This is a genomic window from Streptomyces sparsogenes subsp. cuspidosporus (genome assembly GCF_039532705.1).
GTDB classification, from domain to species: Bacteria; Actinomycetota; Actinomycetes; order Streptomycetales; family Streptomycetaceae; genus Streptomyces; species Streptomyces sparsogenes.
The window spans coordinates 1-12,034 of the sequence record NZ_BAAASD010000088.1; the positions used below are offsets into that span (position 1 = coordinate 1).

The following is a 12,034-nucleotide window of genomic DNA, read 5'->3' on the forward strand; positions in this document are numbered from 1 at the left end:
CTCCGCCTCACGGGCTCGGGCTTCGGCGATCACGGCGTTGTCCAGGGCCTCCTGCTCCAGTGCGGCGGGGGTCGGCGGGCGCGGAGCCGGGTCGGCGGCCAGGGGTCGGCGGGCGCGGGGGTCGGCGGGCGCGGAGCCGGGTCGGCGGCCAGGGGTCGGCGGGCGTTGTCGGTGCCACCCTCTACGGTGTCCGGCATGACGATCGCAGCGTCCGGATCCGCGCCCGCCCCCAAGCCCGAGATCACCCTGTCCGCCGATGAGGCGCGCCGGATCGCGCTGCGCGCCCAGGGCCTGCTCGGCGCGCCGGACCGGCGCGCCGGCGTGCGAGGGGTGCTGCGCCATCTGGGCGCGGTGCAGCTCGACACGATCTCGGTGCTGGCCCGCTCCCACGAGCTGATTCCGTATGCGCGGCTGGGCGCGGTCGGCCGGCCGGCGGTCGAGTCGGCGTACTGGACCGGGACCCGGGCCTTCGAGTACTGGTCGCACGCCGCCTGTGTGCTGCCGATCGAGGAGTGGCCGTACTTCGCCTTCCGGCGCCGCGCCTACCGCGACCGCCCGCAGTGGTACCACCAGCTGCCGGACGGGGCGTACGAGACGGTCGTGAAGCGGCTGCGCGAGGACGGCCCGCTGACCGCGACGGAGCTGGGCGGCGCCAAGAACGGTGGCCCGTGGTGGGACTGGTCGGCCGCCAAGGTCGCCGTGGAGCGGGCGCTGATGTACGGCGAGGTGGTGTGCGTCGAGCGGCGCGGCTGGAAGCGGGTCTACGATCTGGCCGAGCGCGCCGTGCCGGGCGCCCTGCTGCACGACGACCTGGACGACGCGGAGTGCCTGCGGCGGCTGGTCGGGCTCGCCGGCCGGGCCCTGGGGGTCGGCACCCGCGCCGACATCGCCGACTACCACCGGCTGAAGGCCGAGCAGGTGGAGGCGGTGATCGCGGAGTCCGGCCTGGTGCCGGTGACGGTGGCCGGCTGGGACAAGCCGGCCTGGGCGGACCCGGAGGCGCTGGCCACCCCGGTGCGCGGCCGCCATCGCACGACCCTGCTGTCGCCCTTCGACTCCCTCATATGGGACCGCGCCCGCACGGAGCGGATCTTCGGCTTCACCCACCGGCTGGAGGCGTATGTGCCCAAGCCCAAGCGGATCCACGGCTACTTCGCCATGCCGCTGCTGTCGGGCGGGCGGCTGCTGGGCCGCGTGGACCCGGCCCGGGAGGGGAAGACGCTGGTCGCCCGGCAGGTGTCCCTGGAGGGGCCCAAGGCCGTGGCGCCCATGGCCCGGGCGCTGCTGGAGGCGGCCGAGTGGGTGGGCTGCGAGTCCGTGCGGATCGAGCGCGTCGACCCCCCGGAGCTCGCCGCCGCGCTCGCGGCCCAGGTCGCCTAGGGGCATTGCCCGGTGCCCGTGGCTTTGCGGTGAGTATCGGACAGCGACACGCCGACACCACGGCGTGTCGCTGTCCGATACTCACCGCACATCAGGCTGTGGACGCGGAAGCGCCGCTCACCTGATCTCGAGGATCTTCTCCCGCATCGCGTAGACCACGGCCTCCATCCGGGAGTGCAGCTGCAGCTTCTCCAGGATGTTGCGGACGTGGTTCTTCACCGTGTTCTCGCTGATGAACAGCTCTTTGGCGATGTCGCGGTTGTTCATGCCCGTGGCGACGAGCTTGAGCACCTCCAACTCCCGGTCGGTGAGCCGGGGCGCGGGCACCAGCCGCCGCTCGTCGGTGCGCTGGATCATCGACTTGAACTCGGTGAGGAGCTTGGACGCCATCGACGGGCTGATCTGGGACTGGCCGTCGGCGACCGCCCGGATCGCGGTGGACACCTCGTCGGTGGAGATCTCCTTGAGCAGATAGCCGGTGGCGCCCGCCTTGATCGCGTCGTAGAGGTCCGCCTCCTCGTCGCTGATCGTCAGCATGATGATCTTCGCGCTGGGCGCCACCTCCTTGATGGAGGTGCACGCCTCGATCCCACCGCGCTTGGGCATCCGCACGTCCATCAGCACGATGTCCGGCAGCAGATCCGCCGCCTTGTCCACGGCCTCGGCGCCGTCCCCCGCCTCGCCGACGACCTGGATGTCCTCCTCCTGGGCCAGGACGATCTCCAGCCCGCGCCGGAAGAGCGCGTGGTCGTCCACCACGAGGACCCGAATCGGCTCCTTGCGCGGCTCACCGCGCGACTCGCCCCTGTCCGCTCCGACGCCTTGGTCATCGCCGTCGGTCGCGGGCCCGAAGCTGTCCGCCATCGTTCCTCCCCCTGAAGGCCATGGCCCCTGCTGTCCGCACTTGGCTGTGCATGGTGCTATACGGCGGCGTCAACCGGTCTTCTCGATACGAGGGTTGGCCGCTGAGCCATGATTTCATGCCTGGAGGACGGTGTGGTCCCGCCGTGGTCGCACGGTGGTGCCCCGGGGGCGCATGGGCGCTCATCGGCATCACACCAGATGCGACCGCGCGCGCCGCAGCGGGACCGCGCGGCGCGCTGGGCCGCACGGTCCCGCCCGTCCTGATCAGCCTCCCAGGGCGCCACCGGCGCCGCCGGGCTCTTCTCCGACGAACGCCTCGGGCTTGAGATGGATGACTCCGTAGTCATAGCCGTGGCGCCGGTAGACGACGCTGGGCTGACCGGTGTCGGAGTCGACGAACAGATAGAAGTCGTGTCCGACCAGCTCCATCTCGTAGAGCGCCTGATCGAGCGTCATGGGGGCGGCGGCGTGGGTCTTCTCCCGGACCACCAGGGGACCTTCGCCCTGGACCTCCAGCGGCCCCATCCTCGTGGTGGGGACGGCTTCCGACGTGCGCTGGGGTGCGATCTCCCCATGGCCGTTGATCCGGGCCGCGTTCGGCACGGTGACGGCCACGTCGCTGGCGGGGATGCGGCCGTTGCCCCGGCGCGTGTGGCGCTTGTCGTGCTGTTTGCGCATGCGCGCCTCCAGCTTGCCGGCGGCCAGGTCAAGCGCTGCGTACGGGTCCGCAGCCGCGGCCTCCGCCCGGATCACCGGACCGCGGGAGCGGAGGGTGATCTCCACTCGGTCGGAACGGTCGGCCTGCCGGGGGTTGTGCTCCTTGGACACCTCGACGTCGAGGCTGATCACCTTGCCGTCGAGCTTCTGGATCTTGTCCAGCTTCAGCTTCTCGGCCACGTGCTTCCGGAACCGCTCGGGCACCTCTGTTTTACGGCCCTTGACGACGATGTCCACGCAGAACTCCGTTCCCGGGTCGCTCCGTCAAAAGTCGGAGCTCATCCGTTGTGCACTGGGCTCCGGGGTGTTCCGGAGCCTCCGGCTTGGCGGCTTTCACCTCCTCCTCCCCGGTGGCCCGGATCGCCATTCCTTCTTGTTCAGCATGAGCAAAAAGGCACACGAAGCACGCCAAGCGGATAATGCGAGCCATAGCGCTCGCCGTTCCTCACAACCGAACATAGCTCGCCCGACCGGAAGTCGGCACCCCCTACCGGCACGTACCTCCGATCAGGTGTTTACGTCCGCTTATCATCAGCAACGATCCGCGTTCGTACGGAGTTCCACATACGATTCCGCTTTCGGTCTCGTCTCCGGTCTCGCTCTCGGGCGCGCTCGGTGCGGGCCCTCCGGCCGCGGGGAAGGAGCGGGCCGCGGCCGCCACGACGGCGGCCCCGACGACCGCGCCGCCCGCGGCCCCGACCGCCCGCGCGGCCTCGGCGAGCGACGCGCCGGTGGTCATCAGATCGTCCACCAGCACCACGGGCCCCTCCGCCAGCAGCCGCCCGCAGCCCGGCGCCACGCCCAGCGCCCCGGCGAGATTCTCCAACCGCCGCCGCGCGTCCAGCCCGGCCTGGTCGGTCACCGAGCGCTGCTGCCGCAGGACCGGCAGCACCCGAGCGGGCCGCCCGCCGCGCCGCAGCACCCCCGCCGCCGCCCGCGCGACGCGCCGGGCCGGATCATGGCCGCGGGCCGCCACCGCCCGCCGCGCCGAGGGCACCGGCACCAGCAGCAGCGGACAGCCGCTCACCGTGCCCGCCACCCCGGCCCCGGCCCCGGCCTCGGCGTCGGCCACGGACCCGGCTACCGCCCCGGCCAGCGCCTCGCCCAGCGCCGCCGCCAGCCGCAGCTCGCCCCGCTCCTTGTGCGCGAGCAGCACGGCCCTGGCCTCGTCCTCATAGGCCACCGCCGCGTGCACGGGCGGCAGCCCCGGCGGGGGCGGGCTGGGCAGCACCCGCCGCGCCCCGGCCCCGCACAGCGCCGCCCCGCACCGCCCGCACAGGGCGCCGCCCGCCCGGCCGCACCCCGCGCAGCCGGCCGGCAGCACCAGCCCGGCGATCTCCCGCCACCACATCCGCATGCCCACCACCATCGCGTCACCCACCCGGACCCGCCACCCCTGTGGACAAGCCTGTGGACAACCCCGGCGAGACCGTGGGCCACCCGGGTGACGGGACACCCGTACGAGTGACAGCGAAGCGGCTGTTCCGCGGACAGCGACCGCCACCGCTACCCCGGATAGACCGGAGCCGACCCCTCCTTGACCACCGTCTTCCAGTCCTCGTTCGGCGGCAGCAGCACGATCCCGTCGTTCGTCGTCTCGGCGATCAAGGGCCGGTTCTGGCCCTCGAAGGCCGCGACCGCCTCCACCCCGTTCGGCCCCGGCACGGCCGGCACGTCCGCCGGCGAGCCGTCCGTCCCGACGTACTGCAGCTGCTGCACCCCGCCGGACTCGCGCCCCGCGACCACCAGGCGGCTGTCCCCCGCCCATGACACGGCGTCCACATCCTCCAGCCGCGGCGAGACCGGGTGCAGTCCCCGGACCGACAGCTCGGGGGCGCTCTCGCCGCCCGACCGCTCGACGCGGCCGAGCCGCAGCGTCGTATGCCCGGCACGCTTGACCAGCATCGCGATCCGGGTGCCGTCAGCGGACATGCGCAGCGCCGTGATCACGCCGCCCTCCAGGTCCGGCAGCCGCACCTCGTCCGCCTTGTCCGCGCCCTCGCGCAGCCGCAGCAGCTTGGGCGCACCGGGGTTCCGGTCGGCCACCCACAGGCCGCCGAGACCGTCCCAGCTCGGCGCCGACAGCCCGTACTGCGCGCCGCCGCCCTGGCTGTGCAGCTTCGCCCCGCCGCGCTGGGCGCCGGACCTCAGCTCGCTCACGTACAGCGACCGGCCGTCCTCGGTGACTCCTGCGGCGAGCCGCTCGTCCCGGGACACCGCCACCGCCCTCAGCCCGGCCCCCTCCTCGCCGAACGGCCCCGGCACGGCCTGGGGCTCCCGCGCCTCGTCGGACAGCCGCACCACCCGGTGATCGGCGTCCACGAAGTACTGGTGGGCCCCCGAGCCGTTGACCCGGTCCGGGGCGAAGGAACGCGCGCCGTCGCGGGACAGCGTGCACAGCTCCGCGCCGTCCTGCCGCTCCAGCCGCACGCTGCCGACCTCCGGCGACGACTGCCCCAGCCCCTGGACCGTGAACAGCAGCTGGGCCGCCATCCGGGCGCAGCGCGCCTCGCCGACGTGCGCCGCCCGGTCGGTCAGCCGCACCTTCAGCGTGTTCGAGTCGTCCGGCGCCAGCTTCTGGTCCCGGCGGCTCAGCGCCGTACCGGAGGGGAAGGAGGTGCTGACCACCGGGTCGGGCCAGCTCGTCGGCCCGTCCAGGAGCGCCTTCACGGCCGCGGTGACCGGGTCGATGCTCATCCGCAGGTAGACCGGGTCGGCGACCAGGACGTCCTGCCCCACCCGCGAGTTCGAGGCGTCCGGGCCCAGCTCGGCGAAGTAGTACTTGTTGACCGAGTAGTACATGCGCTGGAAGTCGGCCTCGCCCAGCACCAGGCCGCGCGGCAGGCTGTCGATCCGCCACTCCGACCCGGCCTTGGACAGGTGGATGCGCTCCTCGTAGTCGCCCTCGCCCGGCCGGTACGCGTGCGTGGCGTCCACCGTGGCGATCCGCTTGCCGGAGAGCACCACGGTCCGCCCGTCGCTGTCCCGCTCCCCCGGGTCGGGCTCCACCCGCACCTCCGGCGGCTGCGCGAGCACCGTGGTGGTGGCGAAGGGTTCCCACCGCCGGGCCGCGCCCTTGGTGAGGTACTCCTTGGCGGTGGGCAGGGTCTCCTCGCTGCTGGTCGTCGCCTCCAGGAAGCCGTTGACCAGCTCGACGGGCTGCTCGCCCTTGCCCGGGCTCACCCCGTACACCCGCACCTGCGTGTCGGCGTCCGTGCCCGGCGAGGAGTCCACCCGGCGCACGTCCCCGCTGTCCGGCATGGACGCGCAGCCGGTGAGCAGCAGCGCGCCGCAGACGAGCAGCGCGGGCCCGCCCAGGGGCCGGCGGGTACGGCGCGTACGGCGGGGGCGGTAGCGGTCAGCGCCCACGAGGGCGGCCCTCCCGTTCGGTCGGTGTCGTGTCTGCCGGGTCTGCCGGGTGTGCCGGGGCTGCCGGGTGCGCGCTGTCGGCTGTATCCGCCGCGCCCGCCGCCGAGTCCGCCGCCTCCGGCCGCGGGTTCTGCGGGCGTGGCGCGCCGCCCTGCGCGGCGCCCCGGGACACCACGCGGGCGCCGTTGCCCGGCAGCGCCGTGGGGTCGGCCGTCGGGGGCAGGCCGGCGCCGCTGGGAGGCAGCGGCAGGTCGGCGCCGGACAGTCCGGACTTCGACAGCCCGGACTTGGACTGGGCCGGTACGGCCGCCAGCCGCTCCCCTGAAGCCCCCGCGCCCCGCGCGGCCTCGCCTGAAGCCCCTGCGCCCGGCCCCGAGCCACGATTGCGCCGGGAGTCCTCGGGCTCCAGCGGGATGGGCGAGCCGCGCAGCGTGTCGCCCGCCGTACGCGGCAGGGTCAGCCGGAACTGCGAACCGCCGCCGGGCTCACCCCACGCCTGGAGCCAGCCGCCGTGCAGCCGGGCGTCCTCCACGGCGATCGACAGGCCGAGGCCGGTGCCGCCCGTCGTACGGGCCCGCGCCGGGTCGGCCCGCCAGAAGCGGTTGAACACCCGCGTCGCCTCGCCCGGCTTGAGCCCCACGCCGTAGTCGCGCACCGCGACCGCGACCGCCCCGCCGGCCGCCGCGAGCCGCACGATCACATCCCGGCCCTCGCCGTGCTCCACGGCGTTGACCACCAGGTTGCGCAGCACCCGCTCCACGCGCCGCGCGTCCGCCTCCGCCATCACCGGCTGCTCGGCGCCCCGCACCACGATCCGGGTGCCCTTGGCCTCGGCGAGCGGCGCGGCCGCGTCGACCACCCGGGTCACCACGTCGCGCAGATCGATCGGCTCGGCCTCCAGAGCGGCCGCGCCCGCGTCGAACCGGCTGATCTCCAGCAGGTCCGACAGCAGCGACTCGAACCGGTCGACCTGGCCCCACAGCAGCTCCGCGGAGCGCGCGGTGATCGGGTCGAAGTCCTCGCGCGCGTCATGGATGACGTCCGCCGCCATCCGGACCGTGGTCAGCGGCGTCCGCAGCTCATGGGAGACGTCCGAGACGAAGCGCCGCTGCATCCGGGACAGCTCCTCGAGCTGCTGGATCTTGATCTGGAGGTTCTGCGCCATCTTGTTGAACGCCTCGCCGAGGCGCGCGATGTCGTCCTCCCCGGTGACCTTCATCCGCTCCTGCAGCAGACCGGCCGCCAGCCGCTCGGAGATCCCGGCGGCCATCCGCACGGGCGTGACCACCTGCCGGACCACCACCCAGGCGATGGCGCCCAGCAGCACCACCACGAACACCCCGGCCGTCGCCAGCGTCCCCTTCACCAGGCTCAGCGACTTCTCCTCCTGCGTGAACGGGAAGAGGTAGTAGAGCTGGTACGGGTCGCCGTGGTTGTCGTCGAGCCGCTTGCCGATGATCAGCGCGGCCTCGGAGTCCTTCGAGTCGTTGTGCAGGATCCGGCCGTACTGCTCGTACGCCGTGGTCCGCCCGTCGTCCACCTTCTCGCGCAGATCGGCCGGGACGCTCTCCGCCTTCACATCGCCGGAGACCCGCGGTCCGCGGCTGACCAGCCGGGGCGTATCGCCCGAGGCGGAGCTGAGCGCCACCACCGAGTAGGCGCCCTTACCGCCGCTGGCCAGCTGCTCCACCAGCTTGTTCAGCCAGCTGCCGACGTCCTGGCCACCCCGGCCGGCGGCGTCGGCCCCGGCCTCGCTCCGGCCGGCGCTGTTGCGCTCCGCCATCTGCTCGGCGACCTGGAAACCGCCGCTGGCCTGGCCCTGCGCCGCGTGCCGCTTCGCGTCCAGCAGACCGTTGCGCACCTGCCCGATGACGACCAGGCCGAGCAGCAGCACCACACCCAGCGACATCAACAGCGTGGTCGCGACCACCCGCAGCTGGATGTTCCGCCGCCACAGCCGGGCAGCGGGCAGCAGCGGACGGCGCACCCACCGCCCGAACAGCCGGATCAACGGATGCGCGGGCCCACCCGACGCCCCGTCGGGCAGCAGATGCCCACCGCTCCACAACCGCCGCAACAGCGGAATCTCACCCGCCGGGTCGACGGGCCGCCCCGGACGCGCGCCCTCCGGCACCCCGCCCGCCGACCTGTCGGCAGGCGGAGCCGAGCCGACCTCCGGCATCTCAGCTGGGCCCCGCCTTGTAGCCGACGCCGCGCACGGTCACCACGATCTCCGGCCGCTCCGGGTCCTTCTCGACCTTCGAGCGCAGCCGCTGCACATGCACATTGACCAGCCGGGTATCGGCGGCGTGCCGATAGCCCCACACCTGCTCCAGCAGCACCTCACGGGTGAAGACCTGCCACGGCTTGCGCGCCAGCGCGACCAGCAGGTCGAACTCCAGCGGCGTCAGCGCTATCGACTGGCCGTCCCGCTTCACCGAGTGCCCGGCCACGTCGATCACCAGATCGCCGATGGTCAGCTGCTCCGGCGCCGGCTCCTCCGACCGCCGCAGCCGCGCCCGGATCCGCGCCACCAGCTCCTTCGGCTTGAACGGCTTGACGATGTAGTCGTCGGCCCCCGACTCGAGGCCGACCACCACATCGACCGTGTCGCTCTTGGCGGTCAGCATGACGATCGGCACCCCGGACTCGGCCCGGATCAGCCGGCACACCTCGATGCCGTCCCGCCCGGGGAGCATGAGGTCGAGCAGTACCAGATCCGGCTTGGTCTCGCGGAAGGCGGCGAGAGCCTTGTCGCCGTCCGACACGAACGACGGTTCAAAGCCTTCGCCGCGCAGCACGATGCCGAGCATCTCTGCCAGTGCGGTGTCGTCGTCGACGACAAGGACGCGTCCCTTCATATCGACATCATCCCATTACCCGATCGTGACCTGGCGCACAGCTCCGCGATGCCGTCGCCGGTGACGGGTGAGACGACCCCGGCCTCGGTGACGAGAGCCGTCACCAACTCCGGTGGCGTGACGTCGAAAGCCGGGTTGTAGGCCTGCGTGCCGAGCGGCGCGACCGGTATTCCGGTGCCCGCCTGCGCCCCGGCGGCCGGAGCGTAAGGGACTGTGATGTCCGTCACTTCATGGCCCGGGCGCTGCTCGATCTCGATCGACGCGCCGTCCGCGGTGCCCAGGTCCACCGTGCTGGTGGGGGCGACCACGACGAACGGCACATGGTGGTAGCGGGCCAGCACCGCGAGCGGATAGCTGCCGACCTTGTTGGCCACCGAGCCGTCGGCGGCTATCCGGTCCGCGCCGATCAGCACCGCGTCCACCTCTCCGGCGGCGAACAGCGAGCCCGCCGCGTTGTCGGTGAGCAGCGTGTACGCCATGCCCGCGCGGCCCGCCTCGTACGCGGTCAGCCGCGCGCCCTGCAGCAGCGGGCGGGTCTCGTCCACCCACAGCCTCCGCAGCTGCCCGACCCGGTGCACCGCGGCGGCCACGGCCAGGGCGGTGCCCCCGCCGCCGGAGACCAGCGCGCCGGTGTTGCAGTGGGTCAGGAGGCGATAGCCGCCGGCGGGCAGCAGCTCGTCGAGGAGGGCCAGGCCGTGCGCGGCCATCCGCTCGCTGGCCTCGGCGTCCTCGCGGTGCAGCGCGCGGGCCTCGGCGAGGGCCGCCGCCGCGGCGCCCTGGGCGTCCGCGCCGGCCTTGGCCGCCGCGTGATAAGCGGCGGCGGCGCGGCGCACCCCGTAGCCGAGGTTGACGGCCGTGGGCCGGGCGTGCGCGAGGGACTCGGCGGCCTCGTCCACGTCGAAGCCCCGCGCCGCGGCGAGGGCCACCCCGTAGGCCCCCGCGATGCCCAGCAGCGGGGCGCCCCGGACGGCGAGCGAACGGATCGCCTCCACCAGCACCGGCACATCGGTGCACACCAACTCGACCTCCTCCGCCGGAAGTCGCGTCTGGTCCAGAATCACCAGCACGGGACCTTCCGGCGGTTCCTCCCATCGCAGGGCGAGGGCGGCGGGCGATGCGGCGGTGTCCCGGTCCTCTGAGCGCTGATCAGCCATCCGTCCAGTCTGCCCTCTACGGCCCCGAGTATTGAAGTGGGCCGCCACGCCCGGTGGCCCCCGTCCGGCCGGATACGCCGTGGCACGATGACTGCCCACCGGCCGTTGCACCCACAGCAGCCCGATGACCGACCTTACGGAGCGACGATGAACGACTCGCCGGGCTGGGCACCGCCCGGGCCGTCCCCTTCCGACGATTCCGACGCACCGGGGCAGCGGATCCAGCCCCAGGGCGCCCCCGCCGACCAAGCCGCGCCGCCCCCGGCCGGCGAGCGCCCGGACGGACCGGCCCCGACCCTGCCCGACCAGCCCGGGGCCGACCGCCCCGGGGCGGACCAGGCCGTGACGGGCCAGACCATGACGGACCGTCCGGTACGGGATCGGCCGGTGTGGGGAGCGAAGTGGGCGGAGCGGCAACCGCCCGCGGGCCCCTGGGCCGCCCAATCCGGTGGCGCCCCCGCGCCACCGCCCGCCCCGCCGGCCGCCCCACCAAGCGGGCGGCCGACCGGTGCGCCGGGCCCTGCCGGGCCTGTTTCGTACGGGGGTTGGGGGGCCGGCTGGACCCAGCCACCGCCGGCGGCCCGGCCCGGGGTCATTCCGCTGCGCCCCTTGGGCGTCGGCGAGATCGTCAGCGGGGCCATGGCCACCCTGCGCGCCCACTGGCGGCCGGTCGTCGGGGTCTCTTTCGTCGTCGCCCTCATCACCCAGGCCGCGACCACGGCCGCCACCGGATTGTGGTTCCGGAGCGCGAGCGGACTTGACGCGCTCGAGAACGACCCGAACCCCACCCTCCGGGAGGCGGCGGACGCCCTCGGCGAGACTCTGAAGAGCAGCGCGATCCCTCTGGCGGTCGGGGTCCTCGGCACCCTGTTCACCACCGCCGTGCTGACCGTCGTGGTCGGCCGGGCCGTGCTGGGCCGCCAGGTGTCGCTCGGCGAGGCGTGGCGCGAAGCGCGACCGCGCCTCCTGCCCCTGTGCGGCCTGCTGTTCCTGCTGCCCGCCCTCGCGGCCGCCGCCTGTGCGGTCGGCCTGGCCCCGGGTCTCCTGCTCATCGCCGCCGGCGCGGACAGCGAAGGCGCGGCGCTGGCCCTGCTCGGCGGGCTCGGCTCGACGGCCGCCGCCGTATGGCTCTGGGTCCGCTACAGCCTCGCCGCACCCGCCCTGATGCTGGAGAAGCAAGGGGTCGTCGCGGCCATGCGCCGCTCCGCCAAGCTCGTACGCGGCGCGTGGTGGCGGGTCCTCGGCGTCCAGCTTCTCGCGCTGCTCATCGCCATTGTCATCTCCGTCATCCTGGAGATTCCGACCAGCGCGGTCGGCATGGCCATCGGCGGGGACAACGCGATGGACTGGCTGTCCGGCGAGTCCGTCTCCGTCAGCTGGACTTTCCTGATCGTCATCGGCGTCGGCGGGGTCATCGCCTCGACCATCACCCTGCCGATCAGCGCCGGGGTCACCGCACTTCTTTACGTGGACCAGCGCATCCGCCGCGAGGCCCTCGACCTGGAGCTGGCCCGGGCCGCCGGCGTGCCGGGCTACGACACGTAGAAGGGGGGCCGGTCGGCCCCGGCCGCCAACGCGAAAAAGCCTCGGTCCCGAATATCTTCCGATACTCGGGACCGAGGCTTATCAAAATTTGTTCGGCGGCGTCCTACTCTCCCACAGGGTCCCCCCTGCAGTACCATCGGCGCT

Annotated in this window: 9 protein-coding genes; 2 read left to right on the forward strand and 7 right to left on the reverse strand. The window is 73.5% G+C overall.

All coding sequences use genetic code 11. The annotated features are described in order from the left end of the window. Nucleotides 1–195 precede the first annotated feature (195 nt). Nucleotides 196–1,380, forward strand: coding sequence for a winged helix-turn-helix domain-containing protein (locus tag ABFY07_RS41840; RefSeq protein ID WP_346179485.1), 1,185 nt, complete (start codon nt 196–198; stop codon nt 1,378–1,380). 117 nt (nt 1,381–1,497) lie between these two features. On the opposite strand, the gene ABFY07_RS41845 is transcribed toward ABFY07_RS41840, so the two are convergent. From ABFY07_RS41845 to mtnA, 7 genes are all read right to left on the reverse strand, one after another. Beyond that, entirely contained in the window at nt 1,498–2,244 is a 747-nt protein-coding gene (locus ABFY07_RS41845; protein WP_065960230.1) for a response regulator, read from the reverse strand. Between the two features lie 264 nt (nt 2,245–2,508). Next, nucleotides 2,509–3,198, reverse strand: coding sequence for a ribosome hibernation-promoting factor, HPF/YfiA family (gene hpf, locus ABFY07_RS41850; protein ID WP_065960232.1), 690 nt, complete (start codon nt 3,196–3,198; stop codon nt 2,509–2,511). Nucleotides 3,199–3,448: 250 nt separating this feature from the next. Beyond that, nucleotides 3,449–4,318 (reverse strand): ComF family protein, encoded by an 870-nt coding sequence (locus ABFY07_RS41855; protein WP_346179489.1) that lies wholly within the window; start codon nt 4,316–4,318, stop codon nt 3,449–3,451. Between the two features lie 149 nt (nt 4,319–4,467). After that, nucleotides 4,468–6,330, reverse strand: a complete 1,863-nt coding sequence (locus tag ABFY07_RS41860) for an LpqB family beta-propeller domain-containing protein (RefSeq protein WP_346179486.1) — start codon at nt 6,328–6,330, stop codon at nt 4,468–4,470. Further along, nucleotides 6,320–8,512 carry an MtrAB system histidine kinase MtrB gene (gene mtrB, locus ABFY07_RS41865; protein ID WP_428837111.1) on the reverse strand — a complete coding sequence of 731 codons (2,193 nt, stop codon included), beginning with the start codon at nt 8,510–8,512 and terminating at the stop codon, nt 6,320–6,322. The genes ABFY07_RS41860 and mtrB overlap by 11 nt, the downstream gene beginning before the upstream one ends. Nucleotide 8,513: 1 nt before the next feature. Beyond that, nucleotides 8,514–9,191, reverse strand: a complete 678-nt coding sequence (gene mtrA / locus ABFY07_RS41870; RefSeq protein WP_065960238.1) for a two-component system response regulator MtrA — start codon at nt 9,189–9,191, stop codon at nt 8,514–8,516. Further along, nucleotides 9,188–10,345 (reverse strand): S-methyl-5-thioribose-1-phosphate isomerase, encoded by a 1,158-nt coding sequence (gene mtnA, locus ABFY07_RS41875; RefSeq protein WP_346179487.1) that lies wholly within the window; start codon nt 10,343–10,345, stop codon nt 9,188–9,190. The genes mtrA and mtnA overlap by 4 nt, the downstream gene beginning before the upstream one ends. Before the next feature lie 609 nt (nt 10,346–10,954). On the opposite strand from mtnA, the gene ABFY07_RS41880 reads away from it, so the two are divergent. Beyond that, on the forward strand, nt 10,955–11,890 hold the full coding sequence (locus tag ABFY07_RS41880) for a DUF7847 domain-containing protein (RefSeq protein ID WP_346179488.1): 936 nt from the start codon (nt 10,955–10,957) through the stop codon (nt 11,888–11,890). Nucleotides 11,891–12,034 lie beyond the last annotated feature (144 nt).